This window comes from Burkholderia sp. Bp9015 (genome assembly GCF_003853505.1).
GTDB lineage: Bacteria > Pseudomonadota > Gammaproteobacteria > Burkholderiales > Burkholderiaceae > Burkholderia.
The window spans coordinates 37502-56118 of the sequence record NZ_QTPZ01000015.1 but is presented as its reverse complement, the minus strand read 5'-3'; the positions used below and the strand labels follow the sequence as shown (position 1 = coordinate 56118).

Here is an 18617-nt window from a genome sequence, read left to right as displayed (position 1 = left end):
GGCGCGCTCGCCGGCCGCGCGCAGCCGGTGCCAGCCGAAACGCGGCCCGGCTGGCGTAAAATACGCACTTTCCTCTTTCTCGCCCCCTTATGACGCTCGCCTCCACGCTCGACATCATCGCGGAGTTGAAAGCCGGCCGGATGGTGATCCTGGTCGACGAAGAAGACCGCGAAAACGAAGGCGACCTCGTGATCGCCGCCGAATTCGTCACGCCGGAAGCGATCAACTTCATGGCCAAGTACGGCCGCGGCCTGATTTGTCTGACGTTGACGCAGGAACGCTGCAAGCAGTTGCACCTGCCGCTGATGACCTACCGCAACGGCACCCAGTACGGCACCGCGTTCACGGTCAGCATCGAAGCGGCCGAAGGCGTGACGACCGGCATCTCGGCCGCCGACCGCGCGCATACGATCGCCACGGCGGTCGCGCACGACGTCCGTCCCGAGCACATCGTGCAGCCGGGCCACGTGTTCCCGATCATGGCGCAGCCGGGCGGCGTGCTGGTGCGCGCCGGCCACACCGAGGCCGGCTGCGACTTCACCGCGCTCGCCGGGCTCACGCCGGCCGCGGTGATCTGCGAGGTCATCAAGGACGACGGCACGATGGCGCGCCTGCCCGACCTGCTCGAGTTCGCGAAGGAACACGGCCTGAAGATCGGCACGATCGCCGACCTGATCCAGTACCGCAGCCGCACCGAATCGATCATCGAGCGGATCGCCGAGCGCACGATGCAGACCGCGCACGGCACGTTCCGCGCGGTGCTGTACCGCGACCAGCCGAGCGGCTCGCCGCACATCGCGCTGGTGCGCGGCACGCCGTCGCCCGACGTCGATACGCCCGTGCGCGTGCACGAGCCGCTGTCGGTCCTCGACCTGCTCGAGACGGGCGTCTCGACACACTCGTGGACGCTCGACGCGGCGATGCGCGACATCGCGGAACGCGACCTCGGCGTGATCGTGCTGCTCAACTGCGGCGACACGAAGGAACATCTGATCGACGTCTTCAAGGCGTTCGACGAGGAAGAAAAGGCCGCTGCGCTGAAGCGCCGGCCGGTCGATTTCAAGACGTTCGGCATCGGCGCGCAGATCCTGCGCGATGTCGGCGTCGCCAGGATGCAGGTGCTGTCGAATCCGCGCAAGCTGGGCAGCATGTCCGGCTACGGCCTCGAAGTCACGGGCTTCATTCCGATGCCCGGCGGCGAAGCCAAGTCCTGCCCGGCGTCCCACGCGTAACCCGCCACGACGCTTTCGCCCTATAACCGTTCATCCACACCACGGACCAGATCATGGAAATCGGACAATACCAACCGAATCTCGAAGGCGACGGCCTGCGTATCGGCATCGTGCAATCCCGCTTCAACGAACCCGTCTGCAACGGCCTCGCCGATGCGTGCGTCGAAGAACTCGAGCGCCTCGGCGTCTCCGGTGAAGACGTGCTGCTCGTGTCGGTGCCCGGCGCGCTGGAAATCCCGCTCGCGCTGCAGAAGCTCGCGGAAAGCGGCCAGTTCGACGCACTGATCGCGCTCGGCGCGGTGATCCGCGGCGAGACGTACCATTTCGAACTCGTGTCGAACGAAAGCGGCGCGGGCATCACCCGCATCGGCCTCGACTTCAACCTGCCGATCGCGAACGCGGTCCTGACGACCGAAAACGACGAGCAGGCCGTCGCGCGCATGACCGAAAAGGGTCGTGACGCCGCGCGCGTCGCGGTCGAGATGGCCAACCTGACGATGGCACTCGACCAGCTCGGCGACGATGAGGACGAGGACGAAGAAGACGAAGACGACGAAGAGGAGCGCGCATGAAGAAGAGCGCCCGCCGACAATCGCGCGAGCTGGCGACGCAGGGCCTGTATCAGTGGCTGCTGTCGAACGCGGCCCCCGGCGAGATCGACGCGCAACTGCGCGGCGCGCTCGGTTACGACAAGGCCGACAAGGAGCTGCTCGACGCGATCCTGCACGGCGTGATTCGCGAGCATGCGACGCTCGTCGAAGCCCTCACGCCGTCGCTGGACCGTCCGGTCGACCAGCTGTCGCCGGTCGAACGCGCCGTGCTGCTGATCGCGACGTTCGAGCTCACGCATCATGTCGAAACGCCGTACCGCGTGATCATCAACGAAGCAGTCGAACTCGCGAAGACGTTCGGCGGCTCCGACGGCTACAAGTACGTCAACGGCGTGCTCGACAAGCTCGCCGCGAAGCTGCGCCCCGCCGAAACGCAGGCGCGCCGCAACGGCTGATTCCGCAGGTAGACGGGCGCGCGAGCGCCCGTTTTTCGTTCTCCCTCCCCTCCCCGCTCCGCCCGACCGATGAATACCACTGCCGATTCGCTCGTCACGCTCGCCGCACGCGTCGACGCGATCCAGCCCTTCTACGTGATGGAACTGATGAAGGAGGCACAGCGGCTCGAGTCCTCCGGGCGCGACGTTATCCACATGGGCATCGGCGAGCCGGACTTCACCGCACCGGAGCCCGTCGTCGAGGCGGCGGCGGCCGCGTTGCGCCGCGGCGTCACGCAGTACACGAGCGCGCTCGGCATCGCGCCGCTGCGCGAAGCGATCGCCGCGCACTACGCGCGCGCGTACGGCCTCACGATCAGCCCCGAGCGGATCGTCGTGACGGCCGGCGCGTCGGCCGCGCTGCTGCTCGCGTGCCTCGCGCTCGTGGGCCGCGACGACGAGGTGCTGATGCCCGACCCGTCGTACCCGTGCAACCGGCACTTCGTCGCGGCGGCCGAAGGCCTCCCGGTGCTCGTGCCGAGCGGCCCGGAAGCGCGCTTCCAGCTCACCGCGGACGACGTCCGCACGCGCTGGGGCAGCCGCACGCGCGGCGTGCTGCTCGCGTCGCCGTCGAACCCGACCGGCACGTCGCTCGAGCCGGACGAACTGAAGCGGATCGTCGAAGCCGTGCGCGCACGCGGCGGCTTCACGATCGTCGACGAGATCTACCAGGGGCTCAGCTATGATGCGGCGCCCGTGTCGGCGCTGTCATACGGCGATGATGTCGTCACCGTCAACAGCTTCTCGAAGTACTTCAGCATGACCGGCTGGCGGCTCGGCTGGCTGGTCGTACCGCCCGCGCTCGTGAGCACGTTCGAAAAGCTGTCGCAGAACCTGTTCATCTGCCCGTCCACGCTCGCGCAGCACGCGGCGCTCGCGTGCTTCGAACCGGCGGCGCTCGACATCTACGAGGCGCGTCGCCTCGAATTCAAGCGTCGCCGCGACTTCATCGCGCCGGCGCTCGAACGGCTCGGCTTCACGGTGCCGGTGATGCCGGACGGCGCGTTCTACGTCTATGCGCACTGCGGCGGCGTCGCCCATCCGGCGGCCGGCGACAGCGCGGCGCTCACGCAGGCGATGCTGCACGACGCGGGCGTCGTGCTGGTGCCGGGCATGGATTTCGGCGTGCATGCGCCGCGCGACTATATCCGGCTGTCCTATGCGACCGCCTATTCGCGCCTCGAAGAGGCCGTCGAGCGGCTCGCGACGCTGTTCGGCCAGCACTGACGTCCGAGCGGCCCTCCCGGCCGGCGTGCCGGACGCTACCGTCCACGCCAAAACGAAAAGGCACCCGAACGGGTGCCTTTTTGCTTGAGTCCTGCCGGAACCGCGGGGCGTTGCGTGACTTACGCGCCGAGCTCCGAATGATCGCCGTGCGCCTGCTTCGCGGTGTCGACGCTTGCGTCGTCCTGCTGCGGCGCGCCCTTCGGCGCCGCGGCGGCCTTCGCGGCGATCGGCTGCGCTGCGTCGAGCGTCGCGTGCATGCGCTTCGTGCTGCCTGCCGCCGCCGTCACGGCCGCGGTGACGATCGGCTTCGACGGCTGGGCCGGCGCCTGCGGCGCATTGACCGGCACGCTGCGGCCGTGCGCGACATCGCGCAGGCGGCCGCGCTCGGCCATGACCTTCGAGCCGTACACGGTGTCGTCCGGGTTGGTCGAGCCGTTGTACAGACGCAGGCCGTTCGCAAGCGAGCCGCCGCGGGCGATGCAGTCCTTCAGCACGAGCGCGCCGACCTGCAGGTTCGCGAGCGGCTGCAGTGCGGTGTCGGTACCGCCGAAATATTCGAACTTGTCGGAATGGACCTTCGACATGACCTGCATCAGGCCTTGCGCGCCGACGCCGCTTTCCGCGTACGGGTTGAAGCCCGATTCGATCGCCATCACGGACAGCAGCAGCAGCGGATCGAGGCCGACGTCGTGGCCGGTCTGGAACGCGGCCTTGACGAGCTGGCCGAGCGGCTCCTGGGCGACCCGGTAACGGCGCGACAGGTAGGTGGCGACGAGCGCCTGCTGGCGGTTCGACGCGAGCGCACGGTCGTCGCGCGCATCGGCCGGGACCCGCTGGGACGGGATCAGTTTCGCGAGCGCGACAGGCGACGGGCCGTTGCGGGCCGGATCGGACGCATCGCTCTGCGCGGCGGTTTCCGGTGCCACGTCGAGACCGACGGCGAGCGCATCCGTCTCGGGAGCCTCTTCCTGCTGCGGCTGCGCGCCGGCGGGCGCGAAGTTCGGCAGCGGATGGCCGGTCAGCAGACGGGCCGGACCGGCCTGCACGGCCGCGGATACGACCGGCATCAGCTTCGCGGCGAGGTTCCCGCGCACGGTCGGCAGCAGCCACAGGGCCAGTGCGATCGCGACGGCGAAACAGCCGACGACGCTGAATAAATGGTGACTGACACGCGTCCCGCGACGCAGCATGTTGCGCACGATCTGTGCATGCTGCTCACTGGGACGCCACGATAACCAAGCGTTCATTCAGATCATCTCCCATGAACATGACTCGTGCGACTCGCTCGGCTCGATGGCGAGACAGAAAACGCGCCGCGGAATCACGACGCCGCACGCCTTGGTCGGGGCATGCAGGCATCGGGGAAACGGTATAAGTACCGTTCGAGGCCACGGTATAAGACGGCCGGCACCTTCGCACATTGGGCGAGGCGGGCATACGCGGTGGCACCCACGCAAAAAACCAGCGTCTGGTGGCGCTGGCTGGGACTACGACAAAGGCCGTCGAATACGCCGTGCAGGTTTCGGCGGACGGTGACGCGCTGCGTCAAAGATCGGTGATTGGCGGCTCGAAGCCTTTTACCCTGCAGCCAATGTGAGCGGATTCTAGCAGGGTTTTATAGATCGTCAACACTATAAAACCTTCAAATTATAACAAAAAGTAATTTTGAACCGCCCTTCAGATCGCAAGCCCCCTGCCGTAGGGGCTCTCCGCGCGGTCCACTTTTTTCTCCGCCCGGGCGTGCGCGCGGCGGCCCGGGTAAAATCTGCGCTCGATTCGGGGCCGCAGCCGGCCGCTGCGCCCGCCCATCGCTGCCCGCCTTGCGGGCGGCCCGGACCTTGTTCATGAAATACAAAGACTTACGCGATTTCATCCAGCGCCTCGAGGCGCTCGGCGAACTGCGGCGCGTCACGCAACCCGTGTCGCCCGTGCTCGAAATGACCGAGCTGTGCGACCGCGTGCTGCGCGCCGGCGGCCCGGCGCTGCTGTTCGCCGCGCCGCCCGGCAATGCGTTCCCGGTACTCGGCAACCTGTTCGGCACACCGCGCCGCGTCGCGCTCGGGATGGGCGTCGATGCCGGCGACGACGCCGCGCTCGGCTCGCTGCGCGACCTCGGGCGGCTGCTGTCCGCGCTGAAGGAGCCGGATCCGCCGAAGAGCCTGAAGGACGCCGGCAAGCTGCTGTCGCTCGCGAAGGCCGTATGGGACATGGCGCCGAAATCGGTGTCGTCGCCGCCGTGCCAGGAGATCGTCTGGGAAGGTGCCGACGTCGACCTGCACAAGCTGCCGATCCAGACCTGCTGGCCCGGCGACGCGGGGCCGCTCGTCACGTGGGGCCTCACGGTCACGCGCGGGCCGAACAAGCCGCGCCAGAACCTCGGCATCTATCGCCAGCAGCTGATCGGCCGCAACAAGCTGATCATGCGCTGGCTCGCGCATCGCGGCGGCGCGCTCGACTTCCGCGAATTCGCGTTGAAGAACCCCGGCAAGCCATATCCGGTCGCGGTCGTGCTCGGCGCGGATCCGGCCACGACGCTCGGCGCGGTGACGCCGGTGCCCGATTCGCTGTCCGAGTATCAGTTCGCCGGCCTGCTGCGCGGCAGCCGCACCGAGCTCGCGAAGTGCCTGACGCCCGGCGTCGACACGCTGCAGGTGCCCGCCCGCGCGGAGATCGTGCTCGAAGGTTTCATTTATCCGCAGGAAGGCGCGCCCGCCCCCGCCCCGGCCGGCGCACCGCCGCGGCCGGCCGGCAACGCGTCGGCCGCTTATGAGCATGCGCTCGAAGGCCCGTACGGCGACCACACCGGCTACTACAACGAACAGGAGTGGTTCCCGGTGTTCACCGTCGAGCGCATCACGATGCGTCGCGACGCGATCTATCACTCGACCTATACGGGCAAGCCGCCCGACGAGCCGGCCGTGCTCGGCGTCGCGCTCAACGAGGTGTTCGTGCCGCTGCTGCAGAAGCAGTTCACCGAGATCACCGACTTCTACCTGCCGCCGGAAGGCTGCAGCTACCGGATGGCGATCGTCCAGATGAAGAAGAGCTACGCCGGCCATGCGAAGCGCGTGATGTTCGGCGTGTGGAGCTTCCTGCGGCAGTTCATGTATACGAAGTTCATCGTGGTCGTCGACGAGGACGTGAACATCCGCGACTGGAACGAGGTGATCTGGGCGATCACGACGCGCGTCGACCCCGTGCGCGACACCGTGATGGTCGACAGCACGCCGATCGACTATCTGGATTTCGCGTCGCCCGTCGCGGGCCTCGGCTCGAAGATGGGGCTCGACGCGACCAACAAGTGGCCCGGCGAGACGAACCGCGAATGGGGCCGCCCGATCGAGATGGACGCCGCCGTGAAGGCGCGCGTCGACCGCCTCTGGCAGGAGATCGGACTGTAAGTCCGCGCGCTGAACGCACCCGACAAGAACGACGATGAGCTTTCCTCCCGCCTCGATGCTGTCCGACGGATTCTTCCTGTCGCTTTCGCTATGTCTCGACATCGGCCTCGTCAACGTCGCGATGCTGTCGCTGACGCTGTCGCACGGCTTCCGGCCCGGCTTCTGGCTCGGCGTCGGCTCGTGCGTCGGCGACCTCGTCTACGCGGCGCTCGCGCTCGCCGGCATGGCCGTGCTGCTGCAGTTCGAGACCGTGCGCTGGATCGTCTGGATCGGCGGCGGTGCGGTGCTGCTGTTCCTCACGTGGAAGATGGCGCGTGAAGCGCTCGCGCCGGCCGGCGGCACCGACGACGGCGATGCGGACGACACGCCGCAGCCGCGTGCCAGTGCGCGGCGCAGCTTCATGCGCGGGATGCTGCTCGCGATGTCGTCGCCGAGCGCGATCCTGTGGTTCGCGGCGGTCGGCGGCGCGCTGATCGCGAAAGCCGGCGCGACCACGCCGGCCACGGCGTCGGTGTTCCTGTCCGGCTTCTTCCTCGGCGGCCTCGCGTGGACGCTGTTCATGTGCACGCTCGCGAGCCAGGGCCGCAAGCGCGCGGGCGCGGGGCTGATGCGCGCATGCCACGTCGCGTCGGCGCTGCTGTTCGCGTATTTCTCGTACAGCGTGATCGTCGGCGGCTATCGCGACCTGATCGCGCACGCCGTGTCGTAACCGGCGCGCACCGGATCGCGCGCCCAATGAAAAACGGCGCAACGCCCCACGCGGGACGTTGCGCCGTTTTGCCGCGCGCGGTCAGGCCGCCGCGCGGAATGCGTCAACGACGCCAGTAGCCGTGGTGGCCCCAGCCGCCGTAACCGTGACGCCAGTACGGACGGCCGTAGTAGCCGCCGACGACCACGGGGGGCGGTGCATAGTAGGCCGGCGCCGGCGCGTAATACACGGGCGGGGGCGGCGGTGCGTAGTACACGGGCGGCGGCGCCGCATACACGGGATACGCAGGTGCGATCGGAACCCCGATGCCGACCCCGATCGACACGTGGGCCTGCGCGGCGCTCGCGGCACCCAGGCCCAGCGCGGCGGCGGCGATGAACGGAATGAGCTTTTTCACTTCGATTCTCCTGCTGGAGCGGTAATTTGTGCGCTCCTGTCGGCAACGGCGGGCATGCACGTCGCATGCAAGCAATGTAGCGAAAACCCGCCGCGCGCGTATCGCGCATTTGTTGCAAATTGCAATTCCATCCGGCTGCAAACACCGTGCGGCGTGGCCTTGCGGATCCTTGACATCGCTTGCCGGTCGCGTGATTCCGTCCGACCAGTGAAAGCGCGACACATTGTCCGGTCAGTCTTACCGGATCCGGCAAGCACGGCGGGCACGCTTCCGTAATGAACGATTACAAATTTGAGACAAGACGCCGACAATTCAACGGGGATGTGGCCCCCGCGTGATTCGGGGCCGAATCACGCGATCGTCGCGGGCGGCGAAAACGGCCGCGCGAATTTACCGCTACCCCGTGTCGCACGCGGTCTTCCAGGTCGTCCTCGCCCGACGCCGCCCTTGCGCGGCCGCCCCGTCATTCCTGCGATACTGGCGGCTGCTCCGTTTTCGCTTCGTGACCCACCATGTCCCTTCCCGACACGCCCCGCCTCGGCTTCATCGGCGCCGGCCGCCTGGCGCGCTGCCTTGCCCTGCGTTTCGCGGCGGCCGGCTTTCCGGTCGTCGCGATCGCGAGCCGCACGGCGGAATCGGCCACGGCGCTCGCCGCGCGCATCGACGGCTGCCGCGCGGTCGACACGCCGCAGCAGGTCGTCGACGCCGCCGACCTGATCTTCCTCACCGTGCCCGACGACCATCTCGCGTCGACCGCCGCGGCGTTGCGGTTCGACGCGGCGCGCGCGGCGAGCCAGGCGCTCGTCCACTGCAGCGGTGCGTCGGCGGTCGAGCTGCTCGATCCGGCCAAGCGGCAAGGCGTGGCCACGGGCGGCTTCCATCCGCTCTACCTGTTCGGCGGCACCGACGCCGATCTCGCCCGCATCGACGGCTGCTCGGTCACGCTCGAAGCCGACGGCGCGCTGCACGCGACGCTGCTGCGGCTTGCTGACGCACTCGGCTGCCATCCGCTGTCGATTCCGGCCGGCGGCCGGATGCTCTATCACGCGGCCGCCCATTACGCGGCGAGCTTCGCGCTGTGCGGGCTGTCGGAGGCGGTCGAGCTGTGGCGCGGCCTCGGCTTCGACGAGGAAGCGGCGCTGCGCGCGCTGCTGCCGATGCTCGCCGGCACGATCGAGACCGCGCGCGACAAGGGCCTCGCGAACGCACTCGCGGGCCCGGTATCGCGCGGCGACACCGGCATCGTCGAGCGTCAGCTCGCGCTGCTCGAGGCGCGCGGCGGCGATCACGCGACGCTGTACGCGCTGATGACCCGCCGCGCGGTCGCGCTCGCGGCGAAGCGCGCCGCGCCGCCGGCCGCGCTGCCGGCGCTCACGCAGGCCGTCGAAACGTCGCTCGCGCGCACGACCGGGCACCCCTCCCCGCCGCGGGACGAGGCGTGATAAGGTGTCGGCCGATGCGCCGCCATCCGGCGTTGGCGGCCGCACGCTACTCGACTGTATAAAAAGGATGCCAACGATGTTCGGCGAGATCGCCCGTTTTCTGCTCAATACCGTCTTCACGCTGTTCGGCGCCGCGCTGATCCTGCGCGTCTGGATGCAGGCCGTCCGCGTGCCGCCGTACAACCCCGTCACGCAGGCCGTGCTGCAGGCGACCAACTGGCTCGTGCTGCCGCTGCGCCGCGTGATCGCGGGCGTGCGCGGCATCGACTGGGCAAGCGTCGTCGCAGCGCTGCTCACCGCGCTCGTCTATGTGGTGCTGATGGTCGTGATGGCCGGCTTCGACCCGGCCTCGGTGATCGCGACGCTCGTCGTGGTCGCGCTGCTCACCGTCGTGAAGTGGGCGCTCAATCTCGTGATCTGGATGACGATCCTGATGGCGCTGCTGTCGTGGCTCAATCCGCGCTCGCCGGCGATGCCGATCCTCTACCAGCTCACCGCACCGTTCCTGAACCCGCTGCGCCGTGTGATCCCGAACCTCGGCGGCATCGACCTGTCGCCGATCCTGCTGTTCGTGATCGTGCAGGTGCTGCTGATGATCGTCACGCGCGCCGCCGTGTCGCTGACGATCTTCGGCATCTGATCCGACGTGTCGCGCTACGCTGCCGGCCCCTGCGCCGGCGGCGCCTCGAGCGTGTCGATCACGCCGAAATTCGCCGGAATCATCGCGTAGCACACGCGCACTTTCTCGCGCGACACGCGCTCGAGCAGCCGCTTCGCCTCGTCGTCGGTGACGATGAACTCGACCTCGACCGCGAGCGAACCCTGCAGTTCGAAAAAGCGGTCCTCGTGCAGCACCCGATGCCGGCCGAAGCCGGCCATCGCGCGAAACGCCGAACCGCCCGCGACCCCCATCCGGTTTCCCTCCTCCAGCAACCACTCCCACAGCGGCTTCCAGTGCAGCCGGTGCTGCTCGTGCACGTAGAAGCGCAAGAAGACCCTGTCCATCGCGTCCTCCCGGTGCCGGCGCGCTCAGGCCGCCGCGAACCACGCGCGCGCGGTCCACATGCCGAGCGCCGTCAGCGTGAACGATCCAGTCAAGTGTAGGGCAGCCACCGCGAACGCCCATCCGAATTCGCCCTGCACCGCGTGCGTCATCACTTCGACCGAATAGGTCGAGAACGTCGTGAGGCCGCCGAGGAAGCCGGTGATCACGAACAGCCGCCACTCGGGCGGCAGCCCGACGCGGGTGGTAAAAACGACGGCGGCAACGCCGATCACGTAGCCGCCGATCAGGTTCGCGGCGAGCGTGCCGAGCGGCACGGCGGGAAAGAACGCGTTGAGCGCAAGGCTCAGAAACCAGCGCAGCAATGCGCCGAGCCCGGCGCCGACGAAGATCGCGACCATCGAATAGAACAAGGGAGCTCCTCGCTGACGAGCCCGCATCGCGGATGCGGCCTACGCCGAACTGTATGCGCAATCGCGCCGCGACGGCAATGCCGGAGGACCGGCGGACGGGGCCCGCATCGCGTCGCACCGGCATCACGCATTTCATTGTTCCGGCATCCGTGCCGCAATCGATTTTTTCCAATCGATTACGCCGGACATTACAAATCAAACCGGCGTCGATTATTTATCAGATTTTTAATACCGGAAAGATCAGCTTCGTCGGGCGGCACGCCAGCGCTTGAACGCCGCATTCCATTGGTATTTCACGTATTTACCCTCATCAGATATTCCCGTATTCGTTCGATATCCGATGCAATTTACGCAGCCGATTTCGTAGAATTGTTTCGCCCGCTACTCCATCGACATGGAGATTCGAAGAATGAACAATATCCGCCTGTCTTCCATGTTGATACCGGCGCTGTGCGCGTCGCTGCTCGCGTCGAGCGTCGCGCTCGCCGCGGACAACGGGCCGCCGCCCTACGTCGAGGGCGCCCGTGCACCCAAGGGATTCGCCCGTCCGCCGTTCCATACGAAACCGCGCGCAAGCACGGCCACGGTGGCCGGCCTCACGCCGGCGCTCACCCGGCACGCGTACGGATTCGACACGATCGCCAACCAGGGCGACGGGATGGTCGTTGCGATCGTCGACGCATACGACGACCCGCGGATCGAGTCCGATCTCGGCGTGTTCAGCAACGCGTTCTCGTTGCCGGCCTGCACCACGGCGAACGGCTGCTTCACCAAGGTATATGCACGCGGCGCGCGGCCCAGGGCCGATTCGGGCTGGGCGCTCGAGATATCGCTCGACGTCGAATGGGTGCATGCGATCGCACCGAAGGCGAGAATCGTGCTCGTCGAGGCCGCGTCGGCCAGCTTCAACGACCTGATGGCCGCGGTCGACGTCGCGGTCAAGCGCGGCGCGTCGGTCGTGTCGATGAGCTTCGGCGGCAACGAGTTCAACAGCGAAACCGGCTTCGACAGCCACTTCAACGTATCGGGTGTCACGTTCGTCGCGTCGTCCGGCGACAGCGGCACCGGCACCGAGTACCCGGCGGCGTCGCCGTACGTGGTGGCGGTGGGCGGCACGACGTTGTCCACCGACGTATCCGGCGCCTACGTCGGCGAGGCCGCGTGGAGCGGCAGCGGCGGCGGCGTGAGTTCCGTCGAGGGCGAACCGGCCGGCCAGACCGCCTGGCCGGTGCCGGTCGCCGGCAAGCGCGGCGTGCCCGACGTCAGCTACGACGCGAACCCGTCCAGCGGTTTCGCGGTGTACGACTCGGTCACCTACCAGGGGCAGGCGGGCTGGTTCCAGGTCGGCGGCACCAGCGCAGGCGCGCCGCAATGGTCGGCACTCGTCGCGATCGCGAATTCGCTGCGCGCGGCGGCCGGCAAAAGCCCGTTGAGCGGTACCTACAACACGCTCTATACGGTCGGGAAAAACGCCTACGGCAGCGACTATCACGACGTCACGACCGGGTCCAACGGCAGCTGCGGCAGCATCTGCAACGCCGCGGGCGGCTACGACTACGTGACCGGCCTCGGTTCGCCGCAAGCACCGGCACTCGTGCAGGCGCTCGTCGGCCAGCCGTAACGGGTGAACGCAGGCCGTGCCGGGGTGCGGCGTTCAATCGCCGTGCCGTGCGACAAGCCCCGGCACTCGTGCAGGCGCTCGTCGGCCAACCGCAACGGGCGAACGCAGCCCGTACCGGGGTGCGGCGTTCAACCCCCGTGCCACGCGCGGTCGAGCGCGGCGAGCGTCGCGAGCGCGCCGCCCTTCAGCCCGATCACGTCCGCGCGGCGCGCATGGGCTTCGCGTGCGTTGATGCGGATCACGTCGGCGCCGAGCCGTTCGCTCAGCAGCCGCACGGTCGGAATCGCGGTGCCCGCGCCGATCTCGACGACGCTCACCCGTCCTGCCTGCGCGATCCAGTCGTGCAGCGCCCGCTCCTGCGCGTCGTAGCGTTCGCCGAGCCAGCCGTGGTCGCCGAACATCAGGATGTTCGGCCGCGCGAGGCCGCCGCACCGCGGGCAGCGCGGCAACTCGCCGACCAGCCGACACGCGGCTGCGTCGACGTCGGGCGTGAACGGCGCGGCGTCCCACGTGTCGTCCGAGCAGGGTCGCAGGCATTGCATCGAATGAATCGAACCGTGAATCTCGACGACACGCGCCGGATCGAAGCCGGCCTTCTGGAACTGGCCGTCGACATTGCTCGTCAGCACGAAGCCGCCGTTCGGCATCGCGTCCATCCAGCGCCGCAGGATCGCGAAGCCCGCGTGCGGCACCGTCCGACGGTAGAGTTCGAGACGGTGCCCGTAGAAGCCCCACGCAAGCTGCGGATGCGCGCGGAACGCCTGCGGCGACGCGATCTCGTGGAATTCGAAACGCTCGTGGCGCAGCGCCGGATACGCGCGCCAGAAGCCGTCCGTGCCGCGGAAATCGGGCAGCCCCGAATCGACGCCGATGCCGGCGCCGGCCGTCACGAGCAGCGCATCGGCCCGCGCGAGCGCCTCGACGGCGGACGCGACCAGATGCGCCGGCAGTGGCGCGGCAGCGGCATTGGAATCGGCGGAACCGATGGAGTCGGGCGAATCGGAAATCGGCATGATGGCGCAGCGGTAGCGTCGAACGGTGTACGAATGGCGTCGCGCGATCATACGCCCGTTCGAGTGCCGCGCCGCGGCCTCATCCCGTCGTTGCGCGCCCGCCCGCGGGTTCACGCAGCGCGACGTACTGCAGCAGCATGATCGTCTTCGCGTCGACGATCTCGCCGCGCTCGACGGCATCCAGCGCCGTGTGCAGCGGCATCTCGACGACCTCGAGATCCTCGCCCTCCTCCGCGATCCCGCCGCCGTCGCCCGTGCGCAGCGACGCATCGTATTCGCCGACGAAGAAATGCAGCTTCTCCGTCACCGAGCCCGGGCTCATGAACGCCTCGAACACCTTGCGCACGCCGCGCACGCGATAGCCGGTTTCCTCTTCGGCCTCGGCACGGATGCGTGCGTCGGGCGTCGCGTCGTCGAGCAGGCCCGCGGCGGCTTCGAGCAGCATCCCGTCGTGTCCGTTGACGAACGCCGGCATCCGGAACTGCCGCGTGAGCAGCACGTCGCCCGTCGCCGCGTTGCGCAGCAGGATGGTCGCGCCGTTGCCGCGATCGTAGGTTTCGCGGCTGAGGCGCTGCCACGTGCCGTCGCGGCGCAGGAAATCGAACGTGACCTTCTTCAGCACATACCAGTCATCGGACAGCACCGTCGTATCGACGATGCGGACGCGGTCCCGCGTTGCGGCCATGGCGGCCTCCCATTCGACAAGTGATGGCACTCATGGTAACGTGCATATTCGTGCAATTTCAAGAAATTTCGTGCAAACACGATGCTGACGACCCAACGCAAGAAAGCGATCCTCGACGCGCTCGCCCGCGACGGCCAGGTGCTGGCTGTCGAACTGAGCGCGCAATTCGGCGTGTCCGAGGACACCGTGCGCCGCGACCTGCGCGAGCTGGCGGCCGAAGGCCTGCTGCAACGCGTGCACGGCGGCGCGCTGCCGGCGTCGCCGGCCGTCGCGCCGTTCGCGCAGCGCGAGACGCTCGACACGGCGGAAAAGCGGCGTATCGCACGCCGCGCCGCGCAGATGATCGCGCCCGGACAGGTCGTGATCGTCGACGGCGGCACGACCTCGGCCTTGCTCGTCAGCCAGTTGCCGCCCGACCTGCGCGCGACGATCGTCACGCACAGCCCGAGCGTCGCCGTCGCGCTGGCCGCGCATCCGTCGATCGACGTGATCCTGATCGGCGGACGGTTGTACAAGCATTCGATCGTCGCGGTGGGCGCCGCGGCGATGGAAGGCATCGCGCGCATCCACGCCGACCTGTATTTCATGGGCGTCACGGGCGTTCATCCGGTCGCGGGGCTCAGCACCGGCGACTTCGAGGAAGCGGCGATCAAGCGCGCGCTGGCCGCGCGAGCCGGCGAGACGATCGTGCTGGCGTCGCAATCCAAGTTGCGTGCGGCGTCGCAGTTCGTGATCGGCGAGCTCGCGCTCGCACAGGCCATCGTGGTCGAACGGGAAACCGATGCGGCGCTGACCGAGCCGATCGAGGCCGCGGGCGTGACGGTCGTGCGGGCCTAGCCGCGCGCCGGTTTCGGCGGGCGCGCCGACGTCGTTGCGCAAGCATCCTCGCCGGCCCGATGTCAGCGTGCTGACAGGCACCGCTTGCTACCATGGGCGACTGCCCACCCGCCGCGCCTTGTCCGTCCGATGTCTTCGCCCGCCACCCCGATCGCACCCGCGCCGCCCGACGGCGCTGCCCCGCCCCCCGGCGTCCTCGCGCTGTTCATCGCGTTCGCGCAAATCGGCCTCACCAGCTTCGGCGGCGGGCTGAGCGGGCGCATGATGCGCGACTTCGTGCACGAGCGGCGCTGGCTCGACGAAGAGGCGTTCCTCAACGGCCTCGCGCTGTCGCAGGCGCTGCCGGGCGTCAACGTGAAGAACCTCTCAATCTGGATCGGCTACCGGCTGGCCGGATGGCGCGGCGCGGTGGCCGGCTTCACCGGCATCATCGCACCGCCGGCCGTGCTGATCGTGCTGTTCGGCGTCGCGTTCTCGACGCTCACGCGTTTTCCGCTCACGCATGTCGCACTCGCGGGCGCGGCCGCCGCGGCGATCGGGCTGTCGATCTCGATGGCGATCACCGCGGTGCGCCGGCTGCCGCGCCGCGCGCTGCCGTTCGCGGTGACGACGCTCACGTTCGTGTCGGTGGCGGTGCTGCACTGGCCGCTCGTCTGGACCGTGCTGATCGGCGGCACGCTGAGCGTCGCGCTCGAATACCGCCGTGCGGGCGCCGCCACCGGCGGGAGCGCCGAACGATGACTGCCCCGTCACGCTACGCCGCCCTGTTCGGCGTATTCGCGCCGCTGTCGATCGCGACGATCGGCGGCGGACAGGCGATCATCGCCGACATCCAGCGGCAGGTCGTCGACGTGCATCACTGGATGACGGCCACGCAGTTCGTGAACGACTTCGCGATCGCGCGGATGGCACCCGGCCCCGGCTCGCTGCTCGCGACGCTGATCGGCTGGCAGGTGGCGGGCTTCTGGGGCGCGGTGATCGCGACGCTCGCGCTGTTCGGGCCGACCGCGTTCCTGATCTACGGCGTCGCGCATCTGTGGCGGCGGCACCAGGGCGCACGCTGGCAGATCGCACTCGAAGCCGGCCTGCGCCCGGTCGCGGCCGGCATGATCCTCGCGTCGGTCTGGGTGCTGCTGCGCGCGCTCGACGGCGGCTGGGCCGCGCGGGCGATCGCGGTCGGGTCGACCGTGTGCGTGATGGGCACGCGCATTCATGCGTTGCTGCTGATCGTCGTCGGCGCGTTGCTGCTGGTCGGCGTGCACGCGATCGGCTGACGGCGGCATCCGCGCCAAGCCGGCCCGCCAAAGCATGCACGGCCCGCTTCGCGATCGACGCGCGCTGACACCGGCGGCGCCGGTCAGCGGCCCGCGACCGAGCGAAACGCGCGACAGGCATCGGCATGCAGCTCGAAACCGATGCCCGGCGCCTGCGGCACGGGCGTGTAGCCGGCGTCGACCGTTGCGCCGTCCGCCAGCCCGCTGAACGGATGGAACGCGAACGGGCTGACTTCCGCGCCGCCAAGCCCGAGCGCCGACACGACGTGCAGCGAGAACAGATGACCGCCATGCGGCCAGAACGCATCGCGCCGCCAGCCGTTCGACACGAAATGGTCGACGATCTGCAGGTAGCCCGGCAGGCCATAGCAATGCACCGGATCGAACACGAGGACGTCGCGGTCCGGGCGCAGGCCGCCGTAGCGCTCGAGCAGCTTCGCTTCCGCGAGCGAGAACAACGCCTCGCCGGCCGCGACCGGCGGCGTGTATTGCGCAGTCAGGTCCGCGTGAAGCGGCAGGTCGAGCGGGTCGCACAGATCCTCGAACCACCAGAGTTCGAACGGGGCCAGCCGCGCGGCGGCAGCGGGGCCGCTCGTCGCGTCGTACGCGTTCATCGCGTCGACCGCGAGATGCGAGCTGTCGGCAAGGCAGGCCGCGGCGGTTTCGACGCGGCGTGTGTCCTGGTCGATATCCGGGCCGCCGATCTTGATCTTCGCGTGCGTGTAGCCGAGATCGGCGATGCGGCGCATCTCGTCCGACAGGTGCGGGAGATCGTCGTGCGGATAGCGGTAGCCGCCGCCCGCGTAGACGCGCACGCGGGGCGCCGCGTGGCGCGCGAGCCGGTCGGCGACGAAGCGATGGAGCGGCAGGCCCGCGATCTTCGCGGCGGCATCCCAGATCGCCATGTCGAGCACGCCGACCGCGACACAGCGTTCGCCGTGCCCGCCGGGCTTCTCGCCCGCCATCATCGCGCGCCATGCGCGAAACGGATCGAGGTTCGTGCCGGCGTCGTCGGCGATGGCGTGCGCGGCGGCCAGCAGACGCGGCGCGAACCGTTCGCGAATCAGCCCGCCCTGCGCATGGCGGCCGACCGACGCGTAGCCATAGCCCGTGACCGGCCGGCCATCGCGCACGACATCGGTGACGATCGCGACGACGCTCGTCGTCAGGCCGCCCGACGGAATCGCCGGATCGGCATAGCGGGAAACCGGGATCGCCTGCTCGCGGATGTCGGTGATGCGCATGGTCGGGGTTCCGGGAAAACGTTCGGCGTTCGCGGGCCATGCACGCGCGGCAGCCGGCGTGACGGGCGGATCGCTGCATCATAGGCGCTTGCGCGATGCCCTGCATGCTCGCGATCGTCGCGATGCCGTGAAGTCATGCGACTTGAGCGACAGCGTCCGAATCGTGCCGTACTGCATCGGTGCGCGCATGCGTGCTCCGTCATGCGCGAGGCGCGTGACACGTGCACTTGCGCGTCGGCCATGCGCGGCCTCGGCAACGTGCGCCGAGATCCAATGGCGCCCCCGCGATTTACGCTTGTACCGCGGCACCGCCGCGCCGATCGGCATCGCATGCGAAACATGTCGCTGCCGGTGAACAGGCGGGTGAACAGCGCGTCACCCGGCGCGATCCGCGCGATAGTGGAACCGGCCGGGCGTGCGACCACGCTCGGGAGCTGTTTCCGACCCGGAACGCGTTTTATTTTGTTGGGCCGGGGTTCGCTGCTGGCGATCCCCGGCTGAATCCGCTGTTCGTCGGTATCGGCTGAAGGTGCGGCTCAACGCGTCGGTGCGACCGGCGCGTTGGCGCAGCCCGAACCGATCCACACGCTCAGGCGAAGACGAAGTACTTGCGCACCGTCTCCACCACTTCCCACGTTCCTTTCATGCCGGGTTCGATCACGAACACGTCGCCGGCCCTCAGGTGCACAGGCTCCTCGCCTTCCGGCGTGATGATGCAGTAGCCGTCGAGGAAGTGGCAGTACTCCCATTTCTCGTAGTTCACCTCGAACTTGCCCGGCGTGCAGATCCAGGTGCCCATGATCTTGCTGCCGTCCTTGGAGACGTAGGCGTTGAGGTTCACGGTGTGCGGATCGCCGCCGATGCGCTTCCACTTGGTCGCGTCGACGACCGGGGTCGGGCAGGTTTTGCGCAGAACGGTGATGAAATCGGACATGTCAGCTCCAGACTAACGATCGGGTAAGAGGTCTGTCACGTTAGTTCGAAAGCTGCACCGCAGCTTGTATGCGTCCGACACCGACTCGTCCATTTTCGACACGGGCCCGCATGCAGGCGCGCCGCCAGCGCATTTTCCGG

At 68.5% G+C, this 18617-nt stretch carries 21 protein-coding genes; 13 read left to right on the top strand and 8 right to left on the bottom strand.

Translation table 11 applies throughout. From position 1 onward, the window contains the following. The first annotated feature begins 89 nt into the window (after positions 1 to 89). The 4 genes from ribBA to DIE12_RS17750 all read left to right on the top strand — a co-directional run bounded on the left by ribBA (position 90) and on the right by DIE12_RS17750 (position 3504). A complete protein-coding gene (gene ribBA, locus DIE12_RS17765) occupies positions 90 to 1232 on the top strand; it encodes a bifunctional 3,4-dihydroxy-2-butanone-4-phosphate synthase/GTP cyclohydrolase II (RefSeq protein WP_044846224.1) in 1143 nt (380 codons plus the stop codon). Positions 1233 to 1285: 53 nt separating this feature from the next. After that, on the top strand, positions 1286 to 1804 hold the full coding sequence (gene ribH, locus DIE12_RS17760) for a 6,7-dimethyl-8-ribityllumazine synthase (RefSeq protein WP_124521635.1): 519 nt from the start codon (positions 1286 to 1288) through the stop codon (positions 1802 to 1804). Continuing rightward, positions 1801 to 2238 (top strand): transcription antitermination factor NusB, encoded by a 438-nt coding sequence (gene nusB / locus DIE12_RS17755; RefSeq protein WP_044846225.1) that lies wholly within the window; start codon positions 1801 to 1803, stop codon positions 2236 to 2238. Before ribH ends, nusB begins: the two co-directional genes overlap by 4 nt. Before the next feature lie 69 nt (positions 2239 to 2307). Continuing rightward, positions 2308 to 3504 carry a pyridoxal phosphate-dependent aminotransferase gene (locus tag DIE12_RS17750; RefSeq protein ID WP_124521633.1) on the top strand — a complete coding sequence of 399 codons (1197 nt, stop codon included), beginning with the start codon at positions 2308 to 2310 and terminating at the stop codon, positions 3502 to 3504. 119 nt (positions 3505 to 3623) lie between these two features. Here the strand turns inward: DIE12_RS17750 and DIE12_RS17745 are convergent, their stop codons facing one another. After that, positions 3624 to 4751 (bottom strand): lytic transglycosylase domain-containing protein, encoded by a 1128-nt coding sequence (locus tag DIE12_RS17745; protein ID WP_124521631.1) that lies wholly within the window; start codon positions 4749 to 4751, stop codon positions 3624 to 3626. A gap of 597 nt (positions 4752 to 5348) precedes the next feature. On the opposite strand from DIE12_RS17745, the gene DIE12_RS17740 reads away from it, so the two are divergent. Together DIE12_RS17740 and DIE12_RS17735 are read left to right on the top strand one after the other, a co-directional pair. Beyond that, the gene (locus tag DIE12_RS17740) at positions 5349 to 6905 is read left to right on the top strand and encodes a UbiD family decarboxylase (protein WP_124487762.1); all 1557 of its coding nucleotides are present in this window, start codon (positions 5349 to 5351) and stop codon (positions 6903 to 6905) included. Positions 6906 to 6939: 34 nt separating this feature from the next. Beyond that, positions 6940 to 7614, top strand: a complete 675-nt coding sequence (locus DIE12_RS17735; RefSeq protein ID WP_124487761.1) for a LysE family translocator — start codon at positions 6940 to 6942, stop codon at positions 7612 to 7614. Between the two features lie 103 nt (positions 7615 to 7717). Here the strand turns inward: DIE12_RS17735 and DIE12_RS17730 are convergent, their stop codons facing one another. After that, on the bottom strand, positions 7718 to 8011 hold the full coding sequence (locus tag DIE12_RS17730) for a hypothetical protein (RefSeq protein WP_044846230.1): 294 nt from the start codon (positions 8009 to 8011) through the stop codon (positions 7718 to 7720). Positions 8012 to 8523: 512 nt separating this feature from the next. On the opposite strand from DIE12_RS17730, the gene DIE12_RS17720 reads away from it, so the two are divergent. Together DIE12_RS17720 and DIE12_RS17715 are read left to right on the top strand one after the other, a co-directional pair. After that, positions 8524 to 9453 (top strand): Rossmann-like and DUF2520 domain-containing protein, encoded by a 930-nt coding sequence (locus DIE12_RS17720; RefSeq protein WP_124521629.1) that lies wholly within the window; start codon positions 8524 to 8526, stop codon positions 9451 to 9453. A 76-nt stretch (positions 9454 to 9529) separates the two neighbouring features. Continuing rightward, positions 9530 to 10093 carry a YggT family protein gene (locus DIE12_RS17715; protein WP_044846232.1) on the top strand — a complete coding sequence of 188 codons (564 nt, stop codon included), beginning with the start codon at positions 9530 to 9532 and terminating at the stop codon, positions 10091 to 10093. Positions 10094 to 10107: 14 nt separating this feature from the next. Here DIE12_RS17715 and DIE12_RS17710 read toward each other — a convergent pair whose 3' ends face one another. Beyond that, positions 10108 to 10458 carry a DUF190 domain-containing protein gene (locus DIE12_RS17710; protein WP_124521627.1) on the bottom strand — a complete coding sequence of 117 codons (351 nt, stop codon included), beginning with the start codon at positions 10456 to 10458 and terminating at the stop codon, positions 10108 to 10110. A gap of 24 nt (positions 10459 to 10482) precedes the next feature. Continuing rightward, the gene (crcB, locus tag DIE12_RS17705) at positions 10483 to 10869 is read right to left on the bottom strand and encodes a fluoride efflux transporter CrcB (protein WP_044846234.1); all 387 of its coding nucleotides are present in this window, start codon (positions 10867 to 10869) and stop codon (positions 10483 to 10485) included. Positions 10870 to 10922: 53 nt separating this feature from the next. Here crcB and DIE12_RS17700 point away from each other — a divergent pair, with 53 nt between their 5' ends. Continuing rightward, positions 10923 to 11141, top strand: a complete 219-nt coding sequence (locus DIE12_RS17700; RefSeq protein WP_124521625.1) for a hypothetical protein — start codon at positions 10923 to 10925, stop codon at positions 11139 to 11141. Between the two features lie 137 nt (positions 11142 to 11278). After that, complete coding sequence (locus DIE12_RS17695; protein ID WP_124521623.1) at positions 11279 to 12490, top strand: S53 family peptidase; 1212 nt, start codon at positions 11279 to 11281, stop codon at positions 12488 to 12490. 128 nt (positions 12491 to 12618) lie between these two features. Here the strand turns inward: DIE12_RS17695 and DIE12_RS17690 are convergent, their stop codons facing one another. Together DIE12_RS17690 and DIE12_RS17685 are read right to left on the bottom strand one after the other, a co-directional pair. Beyond that, positions 12619 to 13503 (bottom strand): Sir2 family NAD-dependent protein deacetylase, encoded by an 885-nt coding sequence (locus DIE12_RS17690; RefSeq protein ID WP_124521621.1) that lies wholly within the window; start codon positions 13501 to 13503, stop codon positions 12619 to 12621. 79 nt (positions 13504 to 13582) lie between these two features. Further along, on the bottom strand, positions 13583 to 14188 hold the full coding sequence (locus DIE12_RS17685; RefSeq protein WP_124522144.1) for an NUDIX domain-containing protein: 606 nt from the start codon (positions 14186 to 14188) through the stop codon (positions 13583 to 13585). An 81-nt stretch (positions 14189 to 14269) separates the two neighbouring features. On the opposite strand from DIE12_RS17685, the gene DIE12_RS17680 reads away from it, so the two are divergent. From DIE12_RS17680 to DIE12_RS17670, 3 genes are all read left to right on the top strand, one after another. After that, positions 14270 to 15025 (top strand): DeoR/GlpR family DNA-binding transcription regulator, encoded by a 756-nt coding sequence (locus DIE12_RS17680; RefSeq protein ID WP_044846306.1) that lies wholly within the window; start codon positions 14270 to 14272, stop codon positions 15023 to 15025. A gap of 129 nt (positions 15026 to 15154) precedes the next feature. Further along, complete coding sequence (locus DIE12_RS17675) at positions 15155 to 15766, top strand: chromate transporter (protein WP_124521619.1); 612 nt, start codon at positions 15155 to 15157, stop codon at positions 15764 to 15766. Further along, complete coding sequence (locus tag DIE12_RS17670; RefSeq protein ID WP_124521610.1) at positions 15763 to 16299, top strand: chromate transporter; 537 nt, start codon at positions 15763 to 15765, stop codon at positions 16297 to 16299. The genes DIE12_RS17675 and DIE12_RS17670 overlap by 4 nt, the downstream gene beginning before the upstream one ends. An 83-nt stretch (positions 16300 to 16382) precedes the next feature. On the opposite strand, the gene DIE12_RS17665 is transcribed toward DIE12_RS17670, so the two are convergent. Further along, the gene (locus DIE12_RS17665; protein ID WP_124551319.1) at positions 16383 to 17543 is read right to left on the bottom strand and encodes an enolase C-terminal domain-like protein; all 1161 of its coding nucleotides are present in this window, start codon (positions 17541 to 17543) and stop codon (positions 16383 to 16385) included. A 589-nt stretch (positions 17544 to 18132) separates the two neighbouring features. Then, complete coding sequence (locus DIE12_RS17660) at positions 18133 to 18477, bottom strand: cupin domain-containing protein (protein WP_124522149.1); 345 nt, start codon at positions 18475 to 18477, stop codon at positions 18133 to 18135. Positions 18478 to 18617: the final 140 nt, after the last annotated feature.

Excerpts from the sequence above, each read along its gene's own strand:
- ribBA (WP_044846224.1), top strand. The coding sequence starts at position 90 with ATGACGCTCGCCTCCACGCTCGACATCATCGCGGAGTTGAAAGCCGGC.
- ribH (WP_124521635.1), top strand. The coding sequence starts at position 1,286 with ATGGAAATCGGACAATACCAACCGAATCTCGAAGGCGACGGCCTGCGT.
- nusB (WP_044846225.1), top strand. The coding sequence starts at position 1,801 with ATGAAGAAGAGCGCCCGCCGACAATCGCGCGAGCTGGCGACGCAGGGC.
- DIE12_RS17750 (WP_124521633.1), top strand. The coding sequence starts at position 2,308 with ATGAATACCACTGCCGATTCGCTCGTCACGCTCGCCGCACGCGTCGAC.
- DIE12_RS17745 (WP_124521631.1), bottom strand. The coding sequence starts at position 4,751 with ATGAACGCTTGGTTATCGTGGCGTCCCAGTGAGCAGCATGCACAGATC.
- DIE12_RS17740 (WP_124487762.1), top strand. The coding sequence starts at position 5,349 with ATGAAATACAAAGACTTACGCGATTTCATCCAGCGCCTCGAGGCGCTC.
- DIE12_RS17735 (WP_124487761.1), top strand. The coding sequence starts at position 6,940 with ATGAGCTTTCCTCCCGCCTCGATGCTGTCCGACGGATTCTTCCTGTCG.
- DIE12_RS17720 (WP_124521629.1), top strand. The coding sequence starts at position 8,524 with ATGTCCCTTCCCGACACGCCCCGCCTCGGCTTCATCGGCGCCGGCCGC.
- DIE12_RS17715 (WP_044846232.1), top strand. The coding sequence starts at position 9,530 with ATGTTCGGCGAGATCGCCCGTTTTCTGCTCAATACCGTCTTCACGCTG.
- DIE12_RS17710 (WP_124521627.1), bottom strand. The coding sequence starts at position 10,458 with ATGGACAGGGTCTTCTTGCGCTTCTACGTGCACGAGCAGCACCGGCTG.
- DIE12_RS17700 (WP_124521625.1), top strand. The coding sequence starts at position 10,923 with ATGCGCAATCGCGCCGCGACGGCAATGCCGGAGGACCGGCGGACGGGG.
- DIE12_RS17695 (WP_124521623.1), top strand. The coding sequence starts at position 11,279 with ATGAACAATATCCGCCTGTCTTCCATGTTGATACCGGCGCTGTGCGCG.
- DIE12_RS17690 (WP_124521621.1), bottom strand. The coding sequence starts at position 13,503 with ATGCCGATTTCCGATTCGCCCGACTCCATCGGTTCCGCCGATTCCAAT.
- DIE12_RS17685 (WP_124522144.1), bottom strand. The coding sequence starts at position 14,188 with ATGGCCGCAACGCGGGACCGCGTCCGCATCGTCGATACGACGGTGCTG.
- DIE12_RS17680 (WP_044846306.1), top strand. The coding sequence starts at position 14,270 with ATGCTGACGACCCAACGCAAGAAAGCGATCCTCGACGCGCTCGCCCGC.
- DIE12_RS17675 (WP_124521619.1), top strand. The coding sequence starts at position 15,155 with ATGTCTTCGCCCGCCACCCCGATCGCACCCGCGCCGCCCGACGGCGCT.
- DIE12_RS17670 (WP_124521610.1), top strand. The coding sequence starts at position 15,763 with ATGACTGCCCCGTCACGCTACGCCGCCCTGTTCGGCGTATTCGCGCCG.
- DIE12_RS17665 (WP_124551319.1), bottom strand. The coding sequence starts at position 17,543 with ATGCGCATCACCGACATCCGCGAGCAGGCGATCCCGGTTTCCCGCTAT.
- DIE12_RS17660 (WP_124522149.1), bottom strand. The coding sequence starts at position 18,477 with ATGTCCGATTTCATCACCGTTCTGCGCAAAACCTGCCCGACCCCGGTC.